This window comes from Chryseobacterium sp. ON_d1 (genome assembly GCF_006829085.1).
Classification (GTDB): domain Bacteria; phylum Bacteroidota; class Bacteroidia; order Flavobacteriales; family Weeksellaceae; genus Chryseobacterium.
Window position 1 is genome coordinate 403,718 of record NZ_BJTC01000002.1, and the last position, 25,837, is coordinate 429,554.

Consider the following 25,837-nt stretch of genomic DNA (forward strand, 5'->3'; position numbering starts at 1 on the left):
AAATCATGTACGAAATAAAAGTTGATTCAGATTTTTTTGGGAATATGTTTTATTTTATTACATTTGGGAAGAAAAATAAAAGCTATTAAAACAACCTATTCTGAAGAGGAACTTATCGTTTTATTGAAAGAAAAAAACGAAACTGGTTTTCATTATCTGTATGACCACTATTCTGGTGCGCTCTACGGAATCATTCTTCGGATTGTTCAGTCTAAAGAATATACTGAAGAGGTTATTCAGGATGTTTTTGTTAAAATATGGAACTCCATTCATCAATATGATTCTTCCAAAGGCAGATTTTACACCTGGATGATCAATATCGCAAGGAATACAGCTATTGATTATTTAAAGTCCAAAGGATTCCAGAATCAACTTAAAAACCAATCGCTTCCGGATTTCGTATATAACACTGCAGAACTTTCGACCACGAATAATTCTTCTGATTATATCGGATTCAATAATGTGCTGGAAGGTCTGGAAGTAGACAAGCAGGAACTTATAGATCTTGCGTATTATCAGGGATATACCCAACATGAAATATCCGAAAAACTGAAGATACCGCTGGGAACGGTAAAAACAAAGATGCGGAATGCACTGATGAAATTAAAGGATTTGCTAAAAGATTATCAATAAATTGAACACTAAAGAATACATATCATCCGGAATTATAGAATCTTATATTCTTGGCCATGCTTCTCCCGAGGAAGCAGGGATTTTGGAGTGTGTGATGAAGAATAATGCTGAGGTAAAAGCAGCTTTTGAAGAAGCGCAGAAAACTTTGGAAGATCTTGCTACAGCACAGGCCGTAACGCCTCCAGAGGATTTGAAATCCAAGATCTGGGACAAAATTCAAAAGGAACAGACTGCTAAAGAGATTACTCCAGTTCTTTCAACTGATATTTCTGAAGTAAAGGATCATAAAGAGAACAGAATCCAGGAATCTGGTCAACGCAAAAATGGATGGAAGACATATGCAGTAGCAGCCTCTGTACTGTTTCTGGTGAGTGTTGCCGGTAACTTATACTGGATGAATACTCAGTCTGCCAATCAAAAAGAAATGGCTTTGTTGGCGGCAGGCAAAAAGCAGCAGGATCAGGCTATGCAGAAAATGAATCAGAAGCTTGAGATGTTTTCCAATCCTGATATGAAAATGGTTATGCTGAAAGGCGTAGAAAAGCATGCGGATGCAAAAGCAATGGTTTTCTGGGATACAAAAACAAAAGAAGTTTATCTGAATGCTGAAAAGCTTCCTAAAGCTCCTGAGGGCATGCAGTATCAGCTTTGGGCAATAGAAGACGGAAAACCTGTAAGTGCAGGAATGTATACGGAAGATAAAGATAGCAGGATTGCTTTGGCAAATATCCCGAAAGCACAGGCCTTTGCGATCACTCTTGAGAAAGAAGGAGGCAGCAAAGCGCCTACCATGGAAAATATGTTTGTGATGGGGGGAATTTAAAAACAAAACAGGGCGAACACAATCAGTCCGCCCCGCATCTCCCAAATAATTAAATATGAAAAAATATGAATGTTTTGTTTATACAGAACATGCCTTCAGCATCAGGTCATGCAGGTCTGTATTTTTAATAAATGGCTGCAAAAGTTCATTTCCGGGGCCATAGGCCGCCACTTCCACATAATCTCCGGAATGGTCCATACTGATCCATCCTACGGAATTCCTGCTTTTCTGAATTTCTGAATACAGTTTAAAAGGCAGTTTTTTGTAATTATAAAGACCTCCTTCCTCTTCTTTTTCGAGACCGTTGTAAAAACTTAACAGATGTTTGGCTTCATCATCGTTTAAAACAATTTTGTTGCCTTCATAGATCCAGTCTTTAATGTCTTTCACTGAATATTCTTTCTGAATCTTGTTCAGAATATATTCGTTGGTATATTGATAGTCTGAAATGCTGTTAAAGTTTTTAGTAGCGTCTGTTCCATAAATCGTTCCGGGGTTGGCATTTCCATGGTCTGTAGTAATAATCACCAGGGTATTTCCATCTTTTTCAGCAAAATCCATTACAGCTTTTACAGCTTCATCAAATGCCAGCTGATCATGGATCAGCGCAGCAACATCATTGGCATGGGCTGCCCAGTCCACTTTTCCGGCCTCCACCTGAAGGACAAAACCGTCTGGATGATCTTTCATCTGATGGATGGCTGTCTTTGCCAGCTCAGCAAGGGTTGGGATGTTTTTATATTCCTGAAGATGAGCTCTGTCAATACTGTATGGTAATGCTCCGGTATTGAAGATTCCTAAGAGTTTTTCCCCTTTTTTGATTTCTTTCAGATCATTCTGTGTTTTCAGAATCCTATATCCTTTTTTTTGATAGACAGAATAGAGATCTTTCCTGTCTTCCCTTTTAGCAGGATCAAAAAACTCATCTCCTCCACCCAACAGGACATCCAGTTCCAGCTCTGCATACATCTCAGCGATCTGAGGTTCTGCATTTCTTCTGGAAGAATTTACACAAAAGCCTGCAGGAGTTGCATGAGTAATGGTAACGGTGGTGACACAACCTGCTTTCTTTCCTGCTTTTTTATATTGCTGCCAGATCGGAAGATGTTTCTCACCGTTGGTACCTATATTCAACGTTCCGTTTTTTACTCTTATCCCACCCCCGAATGCCGAACTTGCTGCTGCAGAATCTGTCACAATGGAGCTTGCTGAAGCAGTATCCATTAAAGCACGGGTAACCTTTTTCTCATGGTACAGATTGAGCCAGTGACTTCCCTTTCCTAAAATATTCCGGGAATACAGGTCTGCCATCGAAAGCGTTCCGAGGCTCATCCCGTCACTGACCATAAAGATGATATTCTTTGCTTTTCCTGATCTTGGTTTTTCACTGTTATTCCCGAAGCTCCAGAGATCTGATGGTGATAAGGTCAATAATCCTGAAAGTATTGCAGAACCTTTTAAAAATTTTCTTCTGTCCATATTGTTTTGAAATAATTCCGAAAGTTATTGTATTAATCTTTTTATCGAAACTATGTTGCATTAATTAAAAGTTAATTTTTAAATATTCTTTGGAAAAGGATCTTCAAAGCCTTGTTTCTGGTCAAACAGTTCTTTTTCCCTGTCAGTAATAAGGCAATACTGGAGATCAGATAGCATTTGATCTTTATCCAGGTTCTGGCCAATAAAAACCAGTTCATTGATCCTGTCACCCCAGTTTTTGTCCCACCTGTCTTCTATCAATTTCTGGTTTTCTGCAAAGGAAGAATACTGCACTCTGTGGTTCAAAGGCATGCTGCACCACCATACCCCTGCTTTTTCCAAACGGAAAGATCCTCCGGCCTGAGAAAAGTTTAAGGCATCATCAGGTCTTGAAGCCATCCAGAACAGGCCTTTAGCTCTGATTATTCCTTCGGGATAATGATGATTCAGGTATTCCCATAATCTTACGGGATGAAAAGGCTTTCTGTCTCTGAAGACCATTGAACTTATTCCATATTCTTCCGTTTCAGGGGTGTGGTGTTCTGATTGTAATTCTCTCTGCCAGCCGGCAGATGACTGTGCTTTGTCGAAATCAAAAAGCTGAGTATTTAAAATCTTCTGAGGATCAATTTTTCCAAATTCTGAATGTAAAATAACCGCATCAGGGTTTAACTTTTTTATGGCAGCCTGTAAGAACCCAAGCGTATCAGTATCTATAAGATCTGTTTTATTTAAAATAATCACGTTGGCAAATTCGATCTGATCGGTCAGAAGGTTAACAATTGTCCGGTAATCGCCTTCCATGTCCGTAAGATCGCGATCCATCAGCAGTTCATTAGAGCCGAAATCTTTTATGAAATTAAAACAGTCTACTACCGTTACCATAGTATCTACATAACTGAAACGGGAAAGGTCAATTCCGCTTTCTTCATCAATGTAAGTAAAGGTTTGGGCAACAGGGACAGGCTCGCTGATTCCTGTACTTTCGATAAGAAGATAATCAAAGCGGTTTTCATTAGCAAGACGTTCCACTTCCACCATCAGATCTTCACGAAGTGTGCAGCAGATACATCCGTTGCTCATTTCCACCAGTTTTTCTTCTGTTCTTGAAAGGGTGTTTTGATTTTCAACAAGGCGGGCATCAATATTCACTTCACTCATATCATTCACGATGACGGCTACTTTTAAGCCTTGTTTGTTATGAAGAATATGGTTCAGCAATGTAGTTTTTCCAGCTCCTAAAAAACCACTGAGTACCGTTACAGGAAGTTTCTTTGTCATTTTTAATGTTTATGATTTTTAAAGTTAATGATATGGCCTGTAATTAAGCCTGCAGCTCCTGCATAGATCAGGGGAATATGAACATCGAATATCAGATCTGTGAGTACTGAAATAAGGATAAGAAAAACAGAAATCCAGAATAAAAGCTTTAGCCAGGGCTTTTCTATTTTTTTTGTTAACCTGAAAACAACAACAGTACCGATAGTAAGAAAAGCAAGATCGATATAAGGGTTATGGGATATTCCCAGCGGAATGATCAGTAATAAAGGAAAAACAATGCAATGAATCAGGCATAAAACAGCAGCGGAGATTCCTACAACATCAAGAATTTTTGATTTCATAATAGCACAGAATTAATTTCCTTATTGTAACTTTGTTGCAAAAGTAGAAATAAAAAATTAAATAACGCAACTTTGTTGCATTAAAATATGAAACAGGTTAGAAATACGCATGCCAAAACTGAAATTTTAAACCTTATTAATGGTTCAGATGTAGCCCTTACACACTCTGATATTCAGAAGAAATTAGGAGATCTATGCAATAGAGTTACCATTTACAGGGTGTTGGAAAGACTTGAAAACGAAGGTGCTATACATAAAATCGTCAACATTGACGGGGTGGTGAATTTTGCGAAGTGCAGCGGAAAATGTACACATGAACAGCATTTTCACAATCATGTTCATTTCAATTGTAAAGAATGTCATTCTGTAACGTGTATCGAAAACGCGATTCCGGAAATCAGTTTACCTGAGCATTTTATTGCACAGGAATACAATTTTATTATCAGCGGGATATGCCCGAAATGCGCTGATGCTTAAAAGCGAAAAGGTAAAAAACAATTTGTTTTTTTACCTTTTTGTGATTGGTTATAAGGAAGAGATATAGACTTCTATTTTGGTTCCGTCATAATTGAAGGTACCATCAGAGTTCTTTTTGCCTAACACCCATTTCATATCTACAGGTACTGACCATGCAGATCCTAATGAAAATCCATTGACAGATCTGATTTCATTTCCTTTTCCTGTAGTAACCGCTGAATGAAACCAGCTTTTATCAATCAATCGGTAGAAGCCGATTGCTTTTCCTGCCGGGATCGGTGAATATCCGTCCCACTTCTCTCCTGCCGGATAGTTAAAAACGGTTAACCATTTTTGTCCGGCTGATTCTGCCAGCTGAGCAGGACTTATAGATGCACCACGCATATACAATGCATATGCTACCACATCATGGCATACTCCACTGTTGTATTTCGAAATATTTTCTGCTCCTGAAAGAAGAGCATGCGCAACGGGCGCTCTTTCAGATAAGGATAGCTGAGCCTTCCTGGCTCCTTCCGGTGTGATAAATGACATATACTAATAGTTTGTTTGGTGTTGTAAAGATACACCTTTCAAATTTAATCACCGGTGCAGGAAAATAAGGGGGCTTTTTAAGAATAAAGAAACCCATTTTAAGCTTTGGCTAAAGCCTTATCGTTTAATAATAAATATAAATCCGATGGGCTTTAGCCAAAACTTAGATAATATAATTTTTGGTAAAGCCATTATGGTTTCTCACCAATTAATTATCTTCTAACAATAATACATGCATTCATAGCTGAAAAGTTTTCCGTCTTTAAATGTAAAAATCAAAAGTCCCGCATCTCCATTCTGGATATGATATTCATGCGGAGAAGAAATCCATCTTGCAGACAGCAGATCACCGAAATGTGTTACGAAATTCTTTTCCTCATAATTGGAATCCATACGCTCATTTCCTAAAACCAGAACTTCACCGTCGGTAAATAGCATTTTGTAAATACTCCCGGAAATTTTTCCTTTAAATTCTTCAAAAGCAGTAATAATGTTAGGGGTTTTGTAAAAATACTGAGGCTCCCAGCCACATTCCGGCATATTGGGGATATCTTTCACTTTCTGCATCTCCAGCTTCTTCATCTGGGCATCTGTTATTTTTCCGTCAAAAAGGGCGGTTTCTTTCCATATAAAATGCAGATTCAGGGCTTTAAGTTTCTTTTCGTAGATCTTTGTTTCCGGCTTTTTTTTAAACTGATCTGCCAGAAGAAGTTCAAAATCAATATCTATTTTTGAATTTTCTACGCCGGTATTGGATTCTTTCCAGAACTGTAAGGCCTGTTGGAGGTTTTTATCCTCTATCCAGGCGATTTCACGTAATCTTCCAACCTGTGTTAATTCCTTTTCTTTGTTTTTGCCTTTCACTGCCAGATAGTCTTTCAGAACTTTTTCGTAGGTAAGTTCAGAACCCAGATATTTCATTTGAATATATTCCGGATTTTCATGGAAGTGGTCACCAATATAGACCCATCCATCCTGATATAAAGGAACATAATCAATACAGATCATCTCGTTTAAAGCAGCCCGCCGCACCGGTATGCTTTCTGTCGTAGGAGCTTTCCGAACACGCAGTTCTGATACCTGTACATAGAAATGCGGACATTGGAAACCCTGTGATCCTCTGTAGAAATACTGAGCAGGCTCACCAGGTGATTTTTTCCCACGCATGGTTTTTTGCAGAGGCTGACGGTCTATAAAACCAATATCCCCGTTGCTTACCTGAACTTTATATTGTGTCTGGGTAGAGTCCAGAAGATAAACAGGTGCTTCTGTGGAAAAGATTCCTAACAGATCTTTATTATTTCCTTTTTCGCGGAAGAGATGCCCCCATTCGGATGTATAAACCGGTCTTTCACCAGATTTTTGACCCATAGTATTGTAAAAGCAGCATTGAATGATGCCGGCTCCTAATAATATCTTTTTCAACATATTGTAATCTGTACAACCCTTTTTGGGAAAGAGTTTGTTATTATTATACGGTTATTTTCTTCAAAATTACTGAAAAAATGAAGGGCTTTCCTAAGGTTATTGTTATTCAGAATGGGTATAAATTCCATCCTATTCATCGGTTTCCATTGGGTAAAGTAAATAAAAATACTATTTTTATCGGCCAAAAAAAGTAAAGACTCATTATGCCGACTGATGCTTCTCATAAGCTGATTCCGATGACAACTTTCGTACTGGAGTATTATTCACACGAAGGATATGCCGATCTTCAGATTTTGAATCTGATGAATAATTATGCCAATTTTTTAAAGAAGCGTTTGACTCTCGGAATGTTTGTTCCAGTAGACCGTAAAGGAAATATTCTGAAGGAACCTAAAAATTATAAAGAATGGAAATCCCTGGATCATAATGACGGGAAGAGAACGGATGTTGTTGGATTTGAAGAATATGCCGAATATCAGAAGGCAGAACAGAACTGTATGTTTGAAGGCTTTAAAGTAGATTATAACGGATATTCAAAAGTGAGGATTATCGCCTCATATGATCCTTCTATTGAATTATCTTTCAATAAAAATGATCTGATTCCTTCAGGATATCATGATGTGGAATCGCTTACTGTTTTTGACGATATTTTTTTAACATCCAGTGCGTTAAAAGCAATCGGAATAAAAAGATAAAATTTTAAAATAGATAATAAAAAAACGTTTATCGGTCCGATAAACGTTTTTTGTTTTTTTGATAGGCTACCGTACACACTCTCCCGAATGGCAGTGATAGCCTGAAGGACACAGCCCGTTAATGCAAGGGCCGGCAGCATCAGGATAGCACCTTTCATCTGTCCGGCAATGAGAATGAGGGGGGCATAGAGAAAGCAGATTTCCAAGGCAAACGCCTACCGGAAGAGGAAGATTCAGCTCTATACCTATTTCCCCAATAATGTTCTTCAATGTTTTTCTGTTTAATTTTTTCATGGTCTTTGTTTTAAAGTGTTATTGATTTTTTACTATTATTTCAAGTTGTGTAATGAAATCTTTCTGCGCCTCATTGATGTGCCGCTGTGCATCTTCTGAAGAGAACCACTCCCATCGATCTACTTCCGGAACCTTCATTATTTTACCGGATTTAGGAGGCCATTCTAATGGGAAGGTATTGCTGTAAAGGTCTGAAGTTTCAAGATCGCTGTCTAAAGCCCAGGCATAAACCGTTTTTCCTCCTTTTTGCTGAATGGGTGACAATTCGATAAACGCTCCGTCTATTGTTTTACCGGTTTCTTCTTTAAATTCTTTCAACGCACGATCTAATGGGTTTTCATCAGGAAGAATCTCTCCTTTGGGAATAGACCATGACCCCAGGTCTTTATTTTTCCAGAAAGGACCGCCGGGATGCACCAAAAAATAATACAGACTGTCTTTTTCTTTTTTAAAAAGCAAAATACCTGCACTTGTTTTCATGGACGTAAAGATTTGATTATTAAAGGTATGAAAAAATATATAATCCGGATGATCAATAGGATATCCTTTTCTTTTTAAACTCAGAGGGTGACATTTGCTTGTACGTTTTAAATATTTTATTGAAATGGCTGGCATCATTGAAACCCAGCCTGTCAGCAATTTCACTGATGTTATAATGACTTTGAAGTAATAGTTTTTCAGCAGTTTTTATTTTATGCTGCATCACATGCTGCTGTATGGAGAAACCTGTCTGCTTTTTAATATAAATGCTGATATAATTAGAAGAAAGCATGAATTCTTTAGCCAGGTTTTCAATTTTCATTTTATCCGTATCCAAAGCATTGACGTTGATATAATACAGTATCCTTTCAATTCTGCTGAGATTTTGGGTCATCCATTCTTTGGCAGTAATATTATTCATTGTATTTCGAATCATAATGATCATGATCCCCGAAAAAAGATCAGCAGTGATCTCTTTATTATACGTGTTTTTACGGCTGAACTCATGTAGGAGTATCCCGGCCAGCTGTAGCAGATGTAGTTTATCCGTTTTACTTTTAATTACTGATTCATACACAAAAGAATGGTCTTCCATCAGAAGCTGAACCATTTTTTTTAGCTCATTATTTTTGTTGGGCAAAAGGTTTTGCCAGATATACTGTTCCGTAAATTTTATATAAATGAAACGTGTTTTACTCGTAATGGAAAATTCATGCCCGTCACTTGGCCTCAAAAGAAAAGCATCTCCTTTTTTATATGGAAAAGTGATATTGTTGAGGTGATGATATCCTTTCCCATGCTCTATGATAATCAGCTCATAAAAGTTATGGTTATGATATTCAACGTCCCAGACTTCCTTCTCAATACTGAAAACATTAAAAGAATTAAAGTTAACGATTCGTTTCATTTAGAAATGGATTTTTACAAATTTACCATTAATTTTTACAACACAAACCGATTGATTATTGATCAATTTTGTCTTATCAAAACATTCAAAATGAAATACATCAAACAATCAGTATTGTTGCTGGCTTCAACAATAGTTTTAATGTCCTTTTCGGATCACCATGACAAGGATAAAAGAGAGAAAAAAGAGTCATCTAAGACACAAACTTCAACCAAAAAATACTGGCCTAACGGGGCACAGCTGGTCATCTCAGTTTCTATGCAGTTTGAAACAGGCGGACAGCCTGAGGGCGCTGAAAGTCCATTCAGTGGAACTCCTCTTCCCAAAGGACAGCCGGATCTTCCCGCAGAAAGCTGGTACCGGTATGGTGGAAATGAAGGAATTTACCGAATGCTGGATTTATGGAAAAAATATGACATCAAAGTAACTTCCCATGTGGTGGGAACAGCAGCTGAAAGATATCCTGAAGTTGCAAAAGCCATTGCAAAAGGAGGTCATGAAATTGCTGCTCACGGCATTGCCTGGGACAATCAATGGAATAAAAGTTATGCTGATGAGCTTAATTTTGTAAAACAGGGAGTAGATGTTGTTGAAAAGATTACCGGTCAGAAAGCAGTAGGTTATAACTGTAATTGGCTGAGAAGAGGTCCGAATACGCTTAAAGTATTACAGGAGCTGGGTTTTTTATATCATATAGATGATCTGAGTCATGATGAGCCTTTTATTACAAAGGTAAAGGAGAAAAATTTTGTAGTCATTCCCTATACGTTACGCAACAATGATATCGTTACTATAGAAGGAAAGCATTGGAGTCCGGATCAGTTTCTGGCACAGCTGAAATTTGAATTCGACCGTCTTTATGAAGAGGGAACTTCCAAAAGAAGAATGATGAGCATCAGTTTTCATGACAGAATTAGTGGAACTCCGGCAATGGTACATGCGATGGAAGAATTCATCAGATATACCAAAGAAAAGCAGGGCGTTGTCTTTATGAGAAAAGATGATATTGCCAGAATGGTGATGAATGATCCTGATACTCCGGTTGATAACAGTGAAGAAAAGTTTAATAAGTAATAAGTAAAGAAGCTGGGGGCTGGAGGAAGGGAGTTATTGAAACGATAAACACAGTAAAAGTGAATCATAGATATCTATACCTTCCCGCATCCCGCATCCCGCTTCCCTCTTCCATTCTAAAAAATGCCTTTATGAATAATACAAAAACAGCCTATTTTTTCCTTCGTGTGTCGATGGGAATCAATTTTTTAGGACACGGTTTGGTCCGACTGGTAAAATTACAGGACTTTGCCTCAGGAATGATGAAAGGTTTTGAGAGCAGCTGGCTTCCACAGCCATTGGTACACCTGTTTGGTGTTACGCTCCCCTTTCTCGAATTTACATTAGGTCTGCTGTTGATCATTGGTTTTAAAACCCGTATTGCGGCTATGGCCGGGGCCTCCCTGATTATCCTGCTCCTTTTTGGAAGCAGTACCGTTGAAAACTGGGAAGTGATGGGAATTCAGATGATCTATGCAGGTCTGTTCTATATTCTGATCAGCAGAATTGAGGATAATTACATGGCTTTGGATCGGAAATAAAAAATCAGTAAGGCTGAAAAAGTAAAAAATTATATCTGATTATTATAAAGTTGTCTAAACATTACCCAACCACAAAAGTCACAAAAGGTTTCATTTTAAACACACAGGTTCTCTTAAGTAAGTTTAAAATGATACTGCAAAAAAGCTCACATAAGATGAAAAAGATTTTCACAAAATTTAGGTGTACTTATTACGCATAAGGTTTGTCCTGAAAAAACTGAAGTGTTTAAAACTTTTGTGACTTTTGACTTCGTTGAATCTTCGATCTGTGGTTAAAATATTAATTCAATGCTTTATTTTTACTTTCTCAGCCTAATTATTTTGCTGCTTTTTTACATTGTTCAGAGATTATGTTACAACTTGCATAGATTCAGTTACCTTGTTTTTATAATTATGTCCGAATTTTGTATCAGAAATAAAGCAACTGAAAGTATTGAATTTATTTTCAGTGAAATAGCTAACCCTCAAAATGAATAATGATGCAAACTATATTGGGAGCCAATGGCCAGATTGGTGAAGAACTGGCAAGAGAACTGAAGAGAAACTATACTTCAGATATCCGTATTGTGAGCAGAAATGCTAAAAAAGTAAATGATACTGATACTGTGTTCTCAGCAGATTTATCAGACAGACAACAGGCGATAGAAGCAGTAAAAGGAAGTGAAATTGCTTATTTCACTCTTGGACTTCCTATGGATACCGAGTTATGGGAAAAGCAATTTCTACTCATTGTAAAAAACATTATTGAAGCCTGTAAAATCAATGGGACAAAACTGGTTTTTTTTGATAACACCTATATGTATCCTCAAAATAATGAGATTCTGACGGAACAAACCCGTTTTGATCCTCTAGGAAGAAAAGGACTCGTAAGAAAACAGATGGCCGAAATGCTTTTAAAAGAAATGAAAGCCGGAACCATAGAAGCCGTTATCTGCAGAGCTCCTGAATTTTATGGTCCGGGAAAAACGCAAAGTATTACCAATACTCTTATTTTCAACGCTATTAAAGATGATAAAAAACTAAAGGTTCCTTTGAGGGATGATAAAATCAGAAGCCTGATCTGGACGCCTGATGCGAGCCGTGCAACTGCTCTGATCGGAAACACACCAGACGCCTATGGACAGACATGGCATTTGCCTGTAGATGATCATAAGCTGAACTACAAGGAATTTATTGCTTTGGCTTCTCAGGTTTATGGAAAAGAATTCAGGTATTCTGTAATCCCGAAACTGCTTTTTGCAATAGGATCTTTATTCAGCAAAAATGCAAAAGAGCTATTGGAACTGCTTCCGAGATATCAATATAATAATCTTTTTGATGATTCAAAATTCAGAAAGAGATTCCCAGAATTTGCGATAACGTCTTACAGACAAGGAATTGAAAAGATTAAAAAAGAACAGCAATCCGCAAAATAATCCTTTTAAAATAAGTAACTTAGAAACACCATCACCACAACCGAAAGGGAAATATTCTCTTCCTTTGGAGGGGTGGTAAAAAAAGAAATAAAATGAAAACTCCTGAAAAAGTATCCTCGATCACAGCATTGCATAAGTATCTGAACCTGAAAAGGCCTTCACATCCTTTAATCAGTGTATTTGATTTTAATGAGGTGAATATTGATCCTGAAACGATCCTGAGTTCAGTAACTACAGATTTTTACGTAGTTTCCATTAAAAAAGACTGTGCAGGGAGATGCAAATACGGGCAGCATTATTATGACTTTGAAGATGGGATTATGTATTTTATTGCTCCTCATCAGGTATTGCAGTTTGAAGACATTCTGCTTTCTGAGGTAAGAGGAAATGTACTGGTTATTCATCCGGATTTTCTGCAGGGATATCCGTTAGCTTCCACAATAAAAGATTATGGTTACTTTTCATATACTGCCAATGAAGCACTGTACCTCTCGGAAAAAGAAGAAAAATCTGTAACGGATATCCTTGATAATATCAGCAGGGAAATTGAAGCCAATATGGATGGTTTTACCCAGGATTTACTGGTTTCAAATATAGACTTGCTGTTGAAATACTGTGACAGATTTTACAACCGTCAGTTTTTAACCCGAAAAAAGGTAAACCATGATCTTCTGACCCAGCTTGAAAGTTTACTGGATGATTATTTTAAAAATGAAAAGCTGCTGATAGACGGAATTCCTACGGTACAATTTGTGGCAGCTCAGATGAATATCAGCCCCAATTATCTGAGCGATATGCTAAGAATTCATACAGGACAGACTACCCAGCAGCATATTCAGAACAGAGTGATTGATAAGGCAAAAGAACTGCTGTCAACTACTGCAATGTCTGTTTCTGAAATTGCGTATAACTTAGGATTTGAGCATCCCCAGTCCTTTCATCGTTTATTTAAAAACCAGACTGCTGTTTCTCCCCTGGAATTCAGAAAATCTTTTAATTGATTGTACCATGATAAAAAAATACTGCTGATCGTAACGAATGTAGATCAATATGCCAGTGGTAACCTTAAAACAGGATTATGGCTGAGCGAGCTTACCCATATTTACCAAAAATAAAGACTAACAATGATATATTTAAAATTCTTTAGAATAATGCAAGAAATAAAACGCAAAGTTTTAATGGTTTCAGATTTTTACTAAAAATGAGTATTAATACGATCAATAGATCCTAATTATTGATTTTCCCCCATGATTTCTCAGATTCAAGTAAAACATTAAAATCTTTGCGTTAGTTATCGGTATGCTTAGAAAAATCAATGCAATTGATTCAGGTTTTGTTTCCTTAAAATATTAAAAGTCAGCATAATATAGCTTTGTGTTAAAATATGCTTGTCTTCTTATGATAAAAATGATTTTATTATTGTCACCAGACTCATCAGGATCACCACTATTCCCACTACCACAAACATTTTCTTTGTCGGAAGTTTTGAGGTCAGCATCGCAGAAAACGGAGCTGTAAAAACACCACCCAGCAAAAGCCCTAAAACAATATTCCAGTGATGGATACCAATGGTAAAAATGAAGGTAACCGCGCTTGTTATGGTCAGCAAAAACTTGGCAACGGTAGAGCTTCCCACTACATAACGGGGAATCCTTCCCTCTTTGATCAGGGTTCCGGTTACCAATGGTCCCCATCCCCCTCCTGCAAAGGAATCTATAAAACCTCCCGCCAGTCCCAATACTCTGAGATTAGTCCTTCGTTTGGTTTTGATGAATCCCGACTTTTTATCTTTGAATGCATTTTTTAAGATATTGATTCCAAGATACAGGGTGTAGCAGGCAATAATTGGCTTTACAATATGCGCATAATGTTCCCCATAATGAGACAGGGTTAAAGCTCCGATGACAGAACCCACAATAGCCAATGGAAAAAGTACCCACACCATTTTTTTATTCACATTTCCCAATTTATAATGACTGAAACTTCCGGCTGCAGTAGTAAAAGATTCTGCAGAATGAATGCTTGCACTCACAACAGGTGGCGGAACATTCAGCAGTAAAAGAATGGTGGTGCATATAACACCATACCCCATTCCCATAGATCCCGCAACAATCTCTGCCATAAAACCTGCAAACAGCATCCAGTAAAAAATATGACCATCTTTATTCAGAAAATACTGGATATCACCGGCAAGATTGAACTGATACACGACAAGTCCGAATAGTCCGAAAAGAAGTAAAACACCAATGATGGCCAGATAAATATTAGCTTTTCTCTGGGCTGTTTTGGTGATACTGATCAGTTTTTCAATTTCCATATCCGGTTTTGAAGAAACTTTTCCCTCAGACAGGTATTCTGTTGTAATTTTATTAAGCTGTTTTACCTTATAATTAAAATCTCCGGTCAGCTGATTACGGATGTGCTGCATATTATCCAATACATGGTCCATTTCATCAGGAATCACCTCAGTAAAAGTTTCTCTTAATCTTTTAGCAATGGTCGGAGATTTTCCGTTGGTGGAAATAGCTATTTTGAGACTTCCTTTTTTGACAATGGAACCTAAATAAAAATCACAGAGATCAGGCTTATCTGCAATATTGACCAGTACACTTTTTTCCTGTGCTTTTTCCCTGATTTCTCCTGCCAGTTCAACATCATTCACTGCAATAATGGCAAGATCTGTGTCATTAAAATCATAGTCGTTATACGCTCTTTCGTGGAGAGTTATATTGGAAAACTGATTTTGTAAAATCCTGACCTCAGGAATGATTTCTTTGGCCACCAGTCTGATGGAGGTTTCGGGTGAATTGCCTAAAACAGATTCCAGCTTTTCGAGAGCAACGTTGCCACCGCCGATGATCAGCAGTGACAGGTTTTCAAGTTTTAAAAATATGGGATATAATGAATTACTCATCCTGATTACAGTTTTAAGTCATAGGTAAAAGCCACATAATACAACCCTCCGATTTCTGGACCTGCTGCATACTGAAAGTAACGGCGGTTCAGTAAATTGGTGGCTCCAATCTTAATATTGGCATGGATTTCAGGCAGCTTCCATGTAGCCTGTGCATCAATGGTATAATAAGCCGGAATTTCTCCGGATGCTAAAGGGCTTTCCCACATAAAACTGCTCTGCCATCTTGCTACAAGGGTAAATCCTATATTTTTAACAATCTCTCTGTTTCCTACACTTACATTCACCATCCATTTCGGCGTGTTGAAAGCAGTGATAAACAGGTCCGAAGAATTGCTGGAAGCCAGATCATTGTAGGAAACATTGGTATTGACATTATAGTTTCCTATAATATTATAACGGATTCCCAGGGATGTTCCGTAACTTTTGTAAGTACTGTTGCTGTTGGTATAAACTCTGTATCGGTCCTGTTTGCTTCGGTCCAGCATTGCAAGTACAGCTGTATTGCTTCCTACCTGACTGTTTTTAGGAACAGCCACTTCTACCTGACCAAGGAACCCTTCATAGATGTTGTAATAAAAATCCCAGTCCAGCACCAGTTTATTATTGAAAAAAGTAGACTTATATCCTATTTCAAATGAATTGATCTTTTCCGGCTGTAATTTTTGCAGGTTGGCTACTGTTAAAAGCTGCTTGTTATCCTGAGCTGCCTGAGCCTGGGTTTTTCCTGCATCAACATCAGCGTTTACTGCTGAGGTAAATTTATCGATGGACGCCAGTGTATAAGAGTTTTCAAGATAGCCCAATCCGTCATTTACTTTTGAAAGACCTCCCACTCTTCTTACATTTCCGTTATTCACAAATGAAAGTGCTTCAAATAAAGATGGAAAACGGTATCCGTTCTGAAAAGACGCCCGGAAATTATGTTCTTTAACCGGAGAATAAACAACACTTATCCTGGGATTCAGTTTAGCGTCGAATTCAGGATTTCTGTCAACACGTAGCGCTGCATTGATTTTTAATTTATCATCAAAAAAAAGCTTGGTAACCTGTGCAAAAATCCCATATTTCTGATAAATAACGTCTTTTCCAAAGGTTCCATTGGCTAAAGGAATATTTCTTTCATTCACCGGACGGTTAAAATCAACAAAATTATTTCCATCCGGAGTAATGCTGTACAATCGGTAATCTATACCGGCAAGGAGATTGAATATCTTCACAAGCCTGCTGAAATCGTAAGTAAGTTCTCCCTGGTAGAAGCGGGATTTCTGTTCAAGCTTGGCTCCTCCTGTTGCCGGAGCACCGGCAACCCCTGCATTCGCTGAATCCCAGTTATTGATGCCGATGATGGTGTTCTTTAACTGTTCAAAAGCTGCAGTTCCCGGTACAGCCCTGTTTTTATCAGCTTCCTGACGGGCAAGGATAAATGCATCATTAAGATTGGCTCCGGCATTGAGGCTGTTCTGAAGCGCAGTCTGGAATATATTTCTCCAGTTGGTATTGGAAAGATTCGTCAGATCCAGATTATCTGCTAAAGGTTTAAGGTTATAAGAATCTCCTGTATTTTCTATGGATACATAAGCTCTGAATGTTAATTCTTTTCCTGTCAGCTCCACTTTATGGTTCTGAACCGTGGCATTCTGTAAACGGATTTTATTTCCTCTCTGGAAAGTTCCATCCAGTAATCCATAACGGTATACATAAGATGTTCTCCACTGATCCCCAAAACGGTAGTATAATCCTGCATCAAACTTAATATTTTTTACATCAGGACTTACCAGATCTTTTTCCAGATATCCTGTCCTCGAAACGTTGAAGGTAGTAGGCTTCCCGTTATAATCCACTTTTACAGCTACACGGTTGTTTCTTTCATCACCATATTTATTCCAAAGATCTTCAGCCGGATTGTTCGCCAGAGCAAAGTTGGGATTGGCTGTAACCAGTGACCCCGGGTTCTGATCTGTCAGGTTGTTTGAGATCCAGTCTGTTCCGCTGAAGTAAGAGGCATTGACTTTAACGGCAAAATTTTTATTGATCACTTTTGCGAAGCGGATGGCACTTTCTCCCAGAGAACTTATTTTGTGGTTGACATTGTCTACATGATTGACGCCGCCTCTGAAATATACACTTATTCCTTCTGACGTAAAAGGATCTTTGGTCTGTAAGCTTGCCAGCCCATTGATGGCATTCATACCGTACAATGCTGAAGCTGCACCCGGAGTGACCTCCATCGATTGAATATCCAGTTCGGTAGGACCTATCGCATTTCCCAGCGGTACTCCTAATGTTGCCGACTGTACATCTACTCCATCTACCAACTGCATGAAACGGAAATTATTAGGTGAATTGAATCCTCTTGAATTAGGGATTTTTAAAGTAAGGCTTGAGGTTAAAAGCTGAAGCCCCTTCACATTTTCCAGTGTTTCATAGAATGAGGCTGCCGGGCTTTCCCTGATGGTTTTAATATCAATTTTCTCAATCGCAATCGGTGATCTTAATATTTTTTCCGGAACTCTGGATGCAGAAATCACGACATCATCAATAATTGTATTTTGTGGGTTTAACCCTATTGTTATTTTGTTGGAAGGAGAAAGTATTTCAACAGTTTGACTCGTGAAGCCATCTTTTTGAACTACTACCCGGAACGGAATCGTAACTCTTGTTCTGAGCTTAAAGTTACCAAGGAGATCCGTTAATGTGGTATCCTGTGTATTTTCGATCTGTATTTTTACAGAGTCGAGACCTTGGCGTGTGCCTGTATTTTTGATGCTTCCGCTGAGCTCTATAAGCTGCTGCTGTGCTTCTGCCAGGTTAAAAAATAGAAATGTGAATGCGATAATACCTGCTTTAGGCAGAAAATTTCCCTGCTTTTTGTTTTTCATTTTTTCTTCATTTTTTAGGTTGAGAATGAAGCTGTCTGAATTTTTACTTCTATGATGAAAGTCTTCTATATTGTCTAATATTACAATTGAAGGGCTTAGAATTCCCCTCTTTTGGAGGGGTGGCGAAAATTCAAAGAATTTTTGACGGGGTGGTTTAAGCCATTAATAGTATTGCAGACTTCCATGATTCAAAAACTTCAAACAGCTTTGATTGTACTGTTATTTGAGAATCAACAACACATACACATTCGTCCGCTTAAATGAAGAGGTTGAGTTGTTTTGTTTTTTTTCAGATCATAATGAAAATTAGCCATATAATTAATTTAAGGTGTGTAAGTAACGGTATGAAAAATCACCAAATGTTTCCTCTGTAAGTCTTTTCTGTACATAAATCCCAAAAAGTTCATCCAGCGTGGTCAGAATTTCTTCCTCACCAATGTTTTCTTTAAATTTTGTATTCAGTCGCATTCCTAAACGGTCTCCACCGATGTGAAGATTATATTTCCCATAAGCTGTACCTACAAATCCGATTTCAGCATTCGGAGATCTTCCGCATCCGTTGGGACAGCCGGTCATACGGATCGTGATATCTTCTTCCAGCAGTCCATATTTTTCAAGAATAGGTTCTATTTTTGTGACCAGAGAAGGCAGATAGCGCTGGGCTTCAGCAAGTGCCAGTGAACAGGTATTTAAAGCCACACAGGCAACAGAGTTTTTGCGTAATGCGCTGGCTCCGTCTGTCTCATCCGAAATTCTGTATTCTTTTAAAATATATTCAATTTCCGGTTTATCCTTTTCCTCAATATCCGCCAGAATAAGGTTCTGGTTACAGGTAAAACGGAAATTAGCTTTTCCTGACTGTGCAATTTTCAACAATCCTGATTTTAAAGGATATTCCGCAGTGTTAAGGATTCTTCCATGCTCTACAAATACTGTATAAAACCATTTTCCTTCATGATTCTGGATCCAGCCGTAGCGGTCCTTTCTTTGTGTAAACTTAAATTCGCGCGCTGGTTCAAAGCTGAATCCTGTTCTCTTTTCTACTTCCGCTCTGTACTGATCGATACCTAATTTATCAATCGTGTATTTTAATCTTGATAATTTTCGGTCGCTCCTGTTTCCGAAGTCTCTTTGTACTGTGATGATTTCGTAGACCGCCTTCAGTACTTTTTCTTCGGTATCCACAAATCCAAGGATGGATGCAAGACGTGCGTATGTGGCATCATTTCCGTGGGTTGCACCTAATCCTCCGCCTGCAGCAATATTATAACCTACAATTTTATCATTTTCGATAATCGCAATCAAGGCGATATCATTAATGAATACGTCTACATCGTTATTGGGAGGCACAGCAATTCCTATTTTCAGCTTTCTGGGAAGATATCTGTCCTGATACAATGGATCTTCCTCTGCTTTGCGGTCTACCAGAAGTTCATCATCAATCCAGATATCATAATAAGCTTTGGTTTTCGGAAGGCACATTTCACTGATTTTTCCCGCCAGTTCGTAAGCTTCCTGCTGTAAAGGGGATTCTGAAGGATTCGCTGTGCAGGTTACGTTTCTGTTGACATCTCCACAAGCGGCAATAGAGTCCAGGTGCTGCAGATTGAAACTCTGAATGGTGGGTCTTAACTGAGATTTTAAGATACCATGCAGCTGAATCGTTTGTCTTGTCGTTACCTTAATAGTTCCTGTGGAATAATCTTCAGCGGTTTCATTCAATCCTACCCATTGCTCCGGAGTTAAAAAGCCACCGGGAAGCCTTAGGCGGATCATGTAAGAATACAGCCACTCCAGTTTTTTGGAGACACGCTCTTCCCTTCGGTCTCTGTCGTCCTGTTGGTACATTCCGTGAAATTTAATCAGAGTCTGATCATCTTCCCTTATGGCTCCGGTAAAGTTATCAGCAAGGCTCTCTTTTAAAGATCCTCTGAGCCCGTTACTGCTGGTTTTAATCCTTTCTACCGGTGAAAGGTTTTCTTTATCATTGTTCATAACTTGTTTCCTTTAATTTTTACGAGTACTTCTTTTTAATAGACATCTTTGGCATATCGGCCGCTCAGTTCCATTTCTTCGAGGTAAACTACAGCGTCTTCTTTGCTGCGTTTTCCTTCATTTTGTATAATGGTGAGAAGCGTTTGTTCTACATCACGGGCCATTGGTTCTTTAGCACCGCATACATACACAGATGCTCCGCCTTCAAGCCAGTAAAATACTTCCTGAGCTTTTTGTTCCAGCCTGTGTTGAACGTATACTTTTTCAGCTGTATCTCTTGAAAAGGCAAGATCCAGATGCGTCAGACTGCCTGTTTTAAGAAAATCCTGAAGTTCTGCCTGATATAGAAAGTCTGATACAAAGTTTCTGTCCCCGAAAAACAGCCAGTTTCTACCTTCTGCTCCTGTGGCATCTCGTTCCCAAAGAAATGATCTGAAAGGTGCTATTCCTGTTCCCGGACCGATCATGATGATATCTTTATCCGCTTCCGGAAGTTTGAAATGTCCTGCATCCTGAATATAAAATTCTACTTCTTCTCCTTCTTTGAATTCGCTTAGAAAACCACTGCATAATCCGTTATGTTTCTGATGATCAATAAAGAATTCTGATTTAGCTACCGTAATATGGATTTCGGTATTGCCATGAGCTTCCACAGAGGATGAAATGGAATACAGACGGGGTGCCTGAGCGGTTAATATCTGTATGATTTCTTCAAATTCATCGGCATTTTTTACAGGATAAATCCTAAGCAAATCAAGAAGGCTTAATCTTACTTCCGGAATGGAATGTCCTGTTATTTTTGCATACTGAGCAACAACTGATTTCAGTAAATAACTGATGTTGAGTTTTTTATGTAACAGTTCTTCAACGGAAGCTGTAATCTTCGGTGTTTCTACCTGTTTTTGAGGATCAATCCCGGTCAGCGTAATAATTTCACTGACTATTTCTTTAGCATTGAAAGGGATTACTCCCAACGCAGCACCTGGTTGATAATGAAGTGCTTCTTCTGTTTCAATTTCAATATGATACGTTTCTTTTTCAGAGGTAATGTCATTCAGATTGATGATGGCAGACACTTTTCCTTTATATTTCTTTCTTCCGGAAGAAACCTTGGGTACTGTAACATTTTTTTGACTTTGATCTGCATTTTTACTGACTGTTTCAAATACATGTTCTATCCATTGGGAAGCCTCCTGTTCAAAATCTATATCACACTTTTTCAATGGAATAATGCGCTGAGCACCCAATATTTCAAAGCGTGAGTCTACATCTTCCCCCGTTTTACAGAACAGAGGGTAACTACTGTCTCCCAATGCCAGTACCCCATATTTCAGTCTGCTGAGATCAATTTCATTTTCATAGATATAATCATAGAACTTTTTGGCAAGAGCAGGCGGTTCGCCTTCTCCCTGGGTGCTGATCACGACAAAGAAGAACTCCTCTTTTGCAAGATCTTTAGGCTTGTATTGGGAAAGGTCTGTCAGTTTTACCTGAAGTCCTTTTTTCTTCACGATACCTGCAAGGGCTGTAGCGAGTTTTTTACTGTTTCCGGTTTCCGTACCGTAAGCCAGCGTTATTTTCTTTACCGCATTCTGTGTAGTACTAGTCGTTTCCTGTGGTGGAAGAACGGCTGTAAGTGATGATCCTCCTGCAATTCCGGCCAGATATCCGCTTGCCCAGATGGCTTCATCTCTGGAGAGTTCTCCGGATATTTGTTTTAAGACGTTTAATTTAGTTTCAGACAGCATATTCAAAGAAATTTTGAGTGGCAGGGATCAGACTTCCGTTTTCCACTGATTTAAAATAAAGACCTTCCTGTTCAGCATTTTCAAGCCATGAAAATGCTTCGTGGAGATTCACAATTTTACCGACAATCACCAATGAAGGGGAAGCAAAGTTTTTGTCTCCGAATTTTTCATTAAATTCATCAAATGATGAGGTGTACACCTTTTGGAAAGGGGTTGTAGCCTGTTCAATGACTGCAATTTTTTTATCACTTGAGATCTGAAGTTCTTTCAGCTTTTCCACAAGAGGAGTAAGATTTCCTTTAGACATATAGAAAACAAGGGTATCATCCGTTAAAGCAAGCTCTTTCCAATATTCTTCACTTACGATTTCTGATTTATAATAGGTCAGAAAACGAACGGAAGTGGAATATCCTCTGGCTGTTAAAGGCATTCCTGCGAATGCTGCTGCTCCTAAAGCGGCTGTAATTCCCGGAATGATTTCGTAAGGGATATTATTCTGCTTTAAAGCCTGCAGTTCGTCAAGAATATTGGAAAATATGGAAACGTCTCCCCCTTTCAGCCTTACAATGGTTTTATTCTGACGCGCATATTCCACCATCAGCGTATTGATATGAGATTGGGGTGTAGAAGCATTTTTACTGCATTCTTTTCCTACATAGATGATTTCTGTATCTTCATTAACATAGGTTTCCAGGATTTCCGGACTCACAAGGCGGTCACATAAGATGATGTCTGCCTCTGCAATTGCTTTTACAGCTTTTACAGTGATCAGTTCAGGGTTACCAGGTCCTGCACCGATAAGGTAAACCTTTGGTGATTTTATATTTGTTTTCATTGAAGTAGGTGTTAATTAAGGAATTAGAAAAGCCCCTCTACCGACAGATATCTTTCTCCAGTATCGTAATTGATGGTAAGGATTTTAGCGTTAGGTGGTATTTCCGGTAAATGTTTGGCGATGGCTGCTAAAGCGGCTCCTGTGGAAACTCCGACAAAAAGACCTTCTTTTTTAGCTGCGTTAAGGGCATATTCATAAGCTTCTTCTTTGCCTACTGTAATCACTCCGTCTAATAGGGTAATATCCAGGATAGAAGGCACAAAGCCGGCTCCTAATCCCTGTAATGGATGTGGTGCAGGACTTCCTCCGCTCAGTACAGGAGATAATTCCGGTTCTACAGCAATAACTTTCACATGAGGAAATTTATCTTTAACCACTTTTGCTATTCCGGTGATATGTCCTCCGGTTCCTACTCCGGTAATGATATAATCAAGTCCCTCAGGAAAGTCTTTTAAAATTTCCTGAGCAGTGGTTTCTACATGTACTTTTACATTGGCAGGATTGTCAAACTGTCTCGGAATCCATGAATTGGGCGTTTCTTCAGCAAGCTCATTGGCTTTTTCAATAGCACCTTTCATTCCTTTTTCTCTTGGGGTAAGCACAAATTCTGCTCCGTACGCTTCCATGATTTTACGGCGTTCTATACTCATGCTTTCAGGCATAACAAGGATTAGCTTATACCCTTTTACGGCAGCGGCCAGAGCGAGTCCTATCCCTGTATTACCGCTGGTAGGCTCTATAATGATGCTGTCTTTATTTAATAATCCTTTTGCTTCTGCATCTTCAATCATCGCCAGTCCGATTCTGTCTTTAATGCTTCCGCCGGGATTGCTTTTTTCAAGTTTGATCCAGATTTCATGATCTGAATCGAAGAGTTTGTTGATTTTCACGACGGGTGTATTTCCAATCGTTTCTAATGCATTCTGAAATTTCATATCAATGTACTTTTTATTTTTGTTTTTTTCTTAAATCACAAAGGTTAATGATTCTGGTAATGAAGTATTATCCTTTATTTTTATTTCGCTTTTGTGGTAGACCAGAGAATTAGCAGGAACATCTTGTGTTACCCACACATTTCCTCCGATAATGCTCTCTCTGCCTATGGTAGTCTCACCTCCCAGAATGGTTGCTCCTGAATAGATAATGACATCATCTTCAATATTCGGATGTCTTTTCTGATGGGCTTTTTCTTTGGAAACATTCAATGCTCCGAGGGTTACTCCCTGATAGATCTTGACATTATTCCCGATAACCGTAGTCTCTCCAATCACAATTCCTGTTCCGTGGTCAATGAAGAAAGACTTTCCTATAGTGGCTCCCGGATGAATGTCAATTCCGGTTTTGCTGTGGGCATATTCTGAAATGACCCGTGGTAATATTTTCACCTTCTGAGTCCAAAGCTGGTGTGAAATACGGTAGACATAGGTGGCAAAAAAGCCGGGATATGCCAGGTATACTTCTTCCAGAGAGTCTGCGGCAGGATCAAATTCCAAAATAGATTTTGCATCCAGTACCAACTGATTATATAACTCCGGTAACGCCTCAAAAAACTGACTGACCTGTTTTTCTGTAAGGCCTTTGTCTCCTGTTACTGTATTGATCAAATCAGAAAGTGTTTCCTGCAGACCCTCAAAATTTATTTTCAGCTGATCTTCAGTATTGTCATTCTGAGGAAGGAAAAGTGTTTCATACAAATCCTTCACCCATTTTTTGGTCTTTATTTTATCAAAGAATCCATGAATATTATTTTGTTTGGTCTGATGAATTCTTTCTATTAATTGATCGGAAATTGCCATTTTTCTATTGAATTATACAGGCCGCTACCGTTGAATTGGACGTTTCATCCACCAAAATGGCTGAGCCCGTTGTTTTATTATGGGTAAAGCTGTCATAGACCAAAGGCTGTGCCGTGCGGAGGGTAACTTTTACAATTTCATTCAGTTTAATTTCTCCATCCGCCTGTTCTTTTACAAGGGTATTAACGTTGATCTTATAGTCTATCTCTTTTACCACTGCTTTTACAAGTCTGCTGTTCTGCTGCAGAAGGTATTTGTTTCCCGGCTGCAAAGGTTTCTGATCAAGCCAGCATAATAAAATTTCAAGGTCTTTTTCAACGGCCGGAACCTGTTCTTCTGTGGCAAAAATATCTCCCCTGCTGATATCTACATCATGAGCAAGATGGATCACTGCAGGCTGTCCTTCAAAAGCTTCCTCTTTTTCAATCCCGTTGATCTCAATCTTCGTGATTTCTGTGGTCAGATCTGCAGGAAGAATATGGATTTTGTCTCCTTTTGATAATTTTCCGCTTAATATCTGTCCGGCATATCCTCTGTAATCATGCAGCTCTTCCGTCTGAGGGCGGATGACATACTGGACCTGAAAACGGTTTCCGTTATTTTTTTCTTCATTCAGTGTTACCTCTTCAAGGTATTCCAGAAGAGAATTTCCTTTGTACCAGTCTGTTCTTGAAGATTTTGAAACGATATTATCTCCTTTTAATGCAGAGATCGGAAAATAACTTACGTCATTCAGCCCCAGATTTTCTGCAATTTTTGCATATTCTGATTTAATGTTTTCAAAAGCTTCTTCCGAATAATCTACCATATCCATTTTGTTGATGGCTACAGCAACTTTTTTCAACTGTAATAAAGAAGCAATGATAGAATGTCTTCTGGTCTGCTCAATCACTCCTTTTCGGGCATCGATCAGAATGACCATCAGATCAGAATTGGATGCTCCTGTGATCATATTACGGGTATACTGCACGTGCCCTGGGGCATCAGCAATGATAAATTTTCTTTTTGCGGTTGAGAAATAGCGGTAGGCAACATCAATGGTGATTCCCTGTTCTCTTTCTGCACGCAATCCGTCTGTTAAAAGAGCAAGATCTACCCCGTCTTCATTTTTGTTTTTAGAATGTTTTTCGAGGACTTCCAACTGGTCCTGTAAAATGCTTTTGCTATCGTAAAGCAGTCTGCCGATAAGGGTACTTTTACCGTCATCCACGCTTCCTGCTGTTATAAATCTTAATATATCCATCCGAATTTTAATTATAAATGATAAGTGATAAATTATGAATGA

The 25,837-nt window shown here is 38.6% G+C and carries 24 protein-coding genes; 8 read left to right on the plus strand and 16 right to left on the minus strand.

Annotation, left to right across the window (positions count from 1 at the left end; translation table 11 throughout):
* Positions 1–63 precede the first annotated feature (63 nt).
* A complete protein-coding gene (locus CRS_RS05260; protein WP_228451183.1) occupies positions 64–633 on the plus strand; it encodes an RNA polymerase sigma factor in 570 nt (189 codons plus the stop codon).
* 1 nt (position 634) lies between these two features.
* Positions 635–1,456: an anti-sigma factor domain-containing protein gene (locus CRS_RS05265; protein ID WP_142723017.1), complete on the plus strand. Its 822-nt coding sequence runs from the start codon at positions 635–637 to the stop codon at positions 1,454–1,456.
* Between the two features lie 78 nt (positions 1,457–1,534).
* On the opposite strand, the gene CRS_RS05270 is transcribed toward CRS_RS05265, so the two are convergent.
* The 3 genes from CRS_RS05270 to CRS_RS05280 all read right to left on the minus strand — a co-directional run bounded on the left by CRS_RS05270 (position 1,535) and on the right by CRS_RS05280 (position 4,557).
* Positions 1,535–2,935, minus strand: a complete 1,401-nt coding sequence (locus CRS_RS05270; RefSeq protein ID WP_142723018.1) for an alkaline phosphatase — start codon at positions 2,933–2,935, stop codon at positions 1,535–1,537.
* Positions 2,936–3,013: 78 nt separating this feature from the next.
* Entirely contained in the window at positions 3,014–4,216 is a 1,203-nt protein-coding gene (locus CRS_RS05275) for a GTP-binding protein (RefSeq protein ID WP_142723019.1), read from the minus strand.
* 2 nt (positions 4,217–4,218) lie between these two features.
* Positions 4,219–4,557 carry a MerC domain-containing protein gene (locus CRS_RS05280; RefSeq protein WP_142723020.1) on the minus strand — a complete coding sequence of 113 codons (339 nt, stop codon included), beginning with the start codon at positions 4,555–4,557 and terminating at the stop codon, positions 4,219–4,221.
* Between the two features lie 87 nt (positions 4,558–4,644).
* On the opposite strand from CRS_RS05280, the gene CRS_RS05285 reads away from it, so the two are divergent.
* Positions 4,645–5,034 carry a Fur family transcriptional regulator gene (locus CRS_RS05285; RefSeq protein ID WP_002979333.1) on the plus strand — a complete coding sequence of 130 codons (390 nt, stop codon included), beginning with the start codon at positions 4,645–4,647 and terminating at the stop codon, positions 5,032–5,034.
* 48 nt (positions 5,035–5,082) lie between these two features.
* On the opposite strand, the gene CRS_RS05290 is transcribed toward CRS_RS05285, so the two are convergent.
* Together CRS_RS05290 and CRS_RS05295 are read right to left on the minus strand one after the other, a co-directional pair.
* Complete coding sequence (locus CRS_RS05290; RefSeq protein ID WP_142723021.1) at positions 5,083–5,568, minus strand: hypothetical protein; 486 nt, start codon at positions 5,566–5,568, stop codon at positions 5,083–5,085.
* 219 nt (positions 5,569–5,787) lie between these two features.
* Positions 5,788–6,996, minus strand: coding sequence for a hypothetical protein (locus CRS_RS05295; protein ID WP_142723022.1), 1,209 nt, complete (start codon positions 6,994–6,996; stop codon positions 5,788–5,790).
* Positions 6,997–7,199: 203 nt separating this feature from the next.
* Here CRS_RS05295 and CRS_RS05300 point away from each other — a divergent pair, with 203 nt between their 5' ends.
* Entirely contained in the window at positions 7,200–7,691 is a 492-nt protein-coding gene (locus CRS_RS05300; protein ID WP_142723023.1) for a hypothetical protein, read from the plus strand.
* Positions 7,692–7,757: 66 nt separating this feature from the next.
* On the opposite strand, the gene CRS_RS05305 is transcribed toward CRS_RS05300, so the two are convergent.
* From CRS_RS05305 to CRS_RS05315, 3 genes are read right to left on the minus strand one after another with little or no spacing between them, the layout of a single operon-like run.
* A complete protein-coding gene (locus CRS_RS05305; RefSeq protein ID WP_142723024.1) occupies positions 7,758–7,985 on the minus strand; it encodes a hypothetical protein in 228 nt (75 codons plus the stop codon).
* Positions 7,986–8,003: 18 nt separating this feature from the next.
* Complete coding sequence (locus CRS_RS05310; RefSeq protein WP_142723025.1) at positions 8,004–8,465, minus strand: NUDIX domain-containing protein; 462 nt, start codon at positions 8,463–8,465, stop codon at positions 8,004–8,006.
* Between the two features lie 52 nt (positions 8,466–8,517).
* The gene (locus tag CRS_RS05315) at positions 8,518–9,372 is read right to left on the minus strand and encodes an AraC family transcriptional regulator (RefSeq protein ID WP_142723026.1); all 855 of its coding nucleotides are present in this window, start codon (positions 9,370–9,372) and stop codon (positions 8,518–8,520) included.
* 90 nt (positions 9,373–9,462) lie between these two features.
* On the opposite strand from CRS_RS05315, the gene CRS_RS05320 reads away from it, so the two are divergent.
* From CRS_RS05320 to CRS_RS05335, 4 genes are all read left to right on the plus strand, one after another.
* Positions 9,463–10,446 (plus strand): polysaccharide deacetylase family protein, encoded by a 984-nt coding sequence (locus CRS_RS05320; protein WP_142723027.1) that lies wholly within the window; start codon positions 9,463–9,465, stop codon positions 10,444–10,446.
* Between the two features lie 131 nt (positions 10,447–10,577).
* A complete protein-coding gene (locus CRS_RS05325) occupies positions 10,578–10,967 on the plus strand; it encodes a DoxX family protein (RefSeq protein WP_142723028.1) in 390 nt (129 codons plus the stop codon).
* 479 nt (positions 10,968–11,446) lie between these two features.
* Positions 11,447–12,382 carry an NAD-dependent epimerase/dehydratase family protein gene (locus CRS_RS05330; protein WP_142723078.1) on the plus strand — a complete coding sequence of 312 codons (936 nt, stop codon included), beginning with the start codon at positions 11,447–11,449 and terminating at the stop codon, positions 12,380–12,382.
* A gap of 92 nt (positions 12,383–12,474) precedes the next feature.
* Complete coding sequence (locus CRS_RS05335) at positions 12,475–13,383, plus strand: AraC family transcriptional regulator (RefSeq protein ID WP_142723029.1); 909 nt, start codon at positions 12,475–12,477, stop codon at positions 13,381–13,383.
* A gap of 395 nt (positions 13,384–13,778) precedes the next feature.
* On the opposite strand, the gene CRS_RS05340 is transcribed toward CRS_RS05335, so the two are convergent.
* The 8 genes from CRS_RS05340 to CRS_RS05375 form a co-directional block, all read right to left on the minus strand.
* Positions 13,779–15,296 (minus strand): TSUP family transporter, encoded by a 1,518-nt coding sequence (locus CRS_RS05340; protein ID WP_142723030.1) that lies wholly within the window; start codon positions 15,294–15,296, stop codon positions 13,779–13,781.
* Positions 15,297–15,301: 5 nt separating this feature from the next.
* Positions 15,302–18,178 (minus strand): TonB-dependent receptor domain-containing protein, encoded by a 2,877-nt coding sequence (locus tag CRS_RS05345; RefSeq protein WP_142723031.1) that lies wholly within the window; start codon positions 18,176–18,178, stop codon positions 15,302–15,304.
* A 318-nt stretch (positions 18,179–18,496) separates the two neighbouring features.
* A complete protein-coding gene (locus CRS_RS05350) occupies positions 18,497–20,173 on the minus strand; it encodes an NADPH-dependent assimilatory sulfite reductase hemoprotein subunit (protein WP_142723032.1) in 1,677 nt (558 codons plus the stop codon).
* A gap of 35 nt (positions 20,174–20,208) precedes the next feature.
* Positions 20,209–21,921, minus strand: coding sequence for a sulfite reductase flavoprotein subunit alpha (locus tag CRS_RS05355; protein WP_142723033.1), 1,713 nt, complete (start codon positions 21,919–21,921; stop codon positions 20,209–20,211).
* Positions 21,911–22,756: a uroporphyrinogen-III C-methyltransferase gene (cobA, locus tag CRS_RS05360; RefSeq protein ID WP_142723034.1), complete on the minus strand. Its 846-nt coding sequence runs from the start codon at positions 22,754–22,756 to the stop codon at positions 21,911–21,913. Before cobA ends, CRS_RS05355 begins: the two co-directional genes overlap by 11 nt.
* Positions 22,757–22,779: 23 nt before the next feature.
* On the minus strand, positions 22,780–23,691 hold the full coding sequence (gene cysK / locus CRS_RS05365) for a cysteine synthase A (RefSeq protein WP_142723035.1): 912 nt from the start codon (positions 23,689–23,691) through the stop codon (positions 22,780–22,782).
* Between the two features lie 30 nt (positions 23,692–23,721).
* The gene (gene epsC, locus CRS_RS05370; protein WP_142723036.1) at positions 23,722–24,552 is read right to left on the minus strand and encodes a serine O-acetyltransferase EpsC; all 831 of its coding nucleotides are present in this window, start codon (positions 24,550–24,552) and stop codon (positions 23,722–23,724) included.
* A gap of 4 nt (positions 24,553–24,556) precedes the next feature.
* The gene (locus CRS_RS05375; protein WP_142723037.1) at positions 24,557–25,795 is read right to left on the minus strand and encodes a sulfate adenylyltransferase subunit 1; all 1,239 of its coding nucleotides are present in this window, start codon (positions 25,793–25,795) and stop codon (positions 24,557–24,559) included.
* Positions 25,796–25,837: the final 42 nt, after the last annotated feature.

Bases quoted from the DNA above. Each gene is read 5' to 3' on its own strand.
- CRS_RS05310 (WP_142723025.1), bottom strand. From the start codon at position 8,465: ATGAAAACAAGTGCAGGTATTTTGCTTTTTAAAAAAGAAAAAGACAGT.
- CRS_RS05375 (WP_142723037.1), bottom strand. From the start codon at position 25,795: ATGGATATATTAAGATTTATAACAGCAGGAAGCGTGGATGACGGTAAA.
- CRS_RS05335 (WP_142723029.1), top strand. From the start codon at position 12,475: ATGAAAACTCCTGAAAAAGTATCCTCGATCACAGCATTGCATAAGTAT.
- CRS_RS05290 (WP_142723021.1), bottom strand. From the start codon at position 5,568: ATGTCATTTATCACACCGGAAGGAGCCAGGAAGGCTCAGCTATCCTTA.
- CRS_RS05275 (WP_142723019.1), bottom strand. From the start codon at position 4,216: ATGACAAAGAAACTTCCTGTAACGGTACTCAGTGGTTTTTTAGGAGCT.
- CRS_RS05355 (WP_142723033.1), bottom strand. From the start codon at position 21,921: ATGCTGTCTGAAACTAAATTAAACGTCTTAAAACAAATATCCGGAGAA.
- CRS_RS05270 (WP_142723018.1), bottom strand. From the start codon at position 2,935: ATGGACAGAAGAAAATTTTTAAAAGGTTCTGCAATACTTTCAGGATTA.
- CRS_RS05300 (WP_142723023.1), top strand. From the start codon at position 7,200: ATGCCGACTGATGCTTCTCATAAGCTGATTCCGATGACAACTTTCGTA.
- epsC (WP_142723036.1), bottom strand. From the start codon at position 24,552: ATGGCAATTTCCGATCAATTAATAGAAAGAATTCATCAGACCAAACAA.
- CRS_RS05285 (WP_002979333.1), top strand. From the start codon at position 4,645: ATGAAACAGGTTAGAAATACGCATGCCAAAACTGAAATTTTAAACCTT.
- CRS_RS05350 (WP_142723032.1), bottom strand. From the start codon at position 20,173: ATGAACAATGATAAAGAAAACCTTTCACCGGTAGAAAGGATTAAAACC.
- cysK (WP_142723035.1), bottom strand. From the start codon at position 23,691: ATGAAATTTCAGAATGCATTAGAAACGATTGGAAATACACCCGTCGTG.
- CRS_RS05340 (WP_142723030.1), bottom strand. From the start codon at position 15,296: ATGAGTAATTCATTATATCCCATATTTTTAAAACTTGAAAACCTGTCA.
- CRS_RS05325 (WP_142723028.1), top strand. From the start codon at position 10,578: ATGAATAATACAAAAACAGCCTATTTTTTCCTTCGTGTGTCGATGGGA.
- cobA (WP_142723034.1), bottom strand. From the start codon at position 22,756: ATGAAAACAAATATAAAATCACCAAAGGTTTACCTTATCGGTGCAGGA.
- CRS_RS05320 (WP_142723027.1), top strand. From the start codon at position 9,463: ATGAAATACATCAAACAATCAGTATTGTTGCTGGCTTCAACAATAGTT.
- CRS_RS05345 (WP_142723031.1), bottom strand. From the start codon at position 18,178: ATGAAAAACAAAAAGCAGGGAAATTTTCTGCCTAAAGCAGGTATTATC.
- CRS_RS05305 (WP_142723024.1), bottom strand. From the start codon at position 7,985: ATGAAAAAATTAAACAGAAAAACATTGAAGAACATTATTGGGGAAATA.
- CRS_RS05280 (WP_142723020.1), bottom strand. From the start codon at position 4,557: ATGAAATCAAAAATTCTTGATGTTGTAGGAATCTCCGCTGCTGTTTTA.
- CRS_RS05330 (WP_142723078.1), top strand. From the start codon at position 11,447: ATGCAAACTATATTGGGAGCCAATGGCCAGATTGGTGAAGAACTGGCA.
- CRS_RS05295 (WP_142723022.1), bottom strand. From the start codon at position 6,996: ATGTTGAAAAAGATATTATTAGGAGCCGGCATCATTCAATGCTGCTTT.
- CRS_RS05315 (WP_142723026.1), bottom strand. From the start codon at position 9,372: ATGAAACGAATCGTTAACTTTAATTCTTTTAATGTTTTCAGTATTGAG.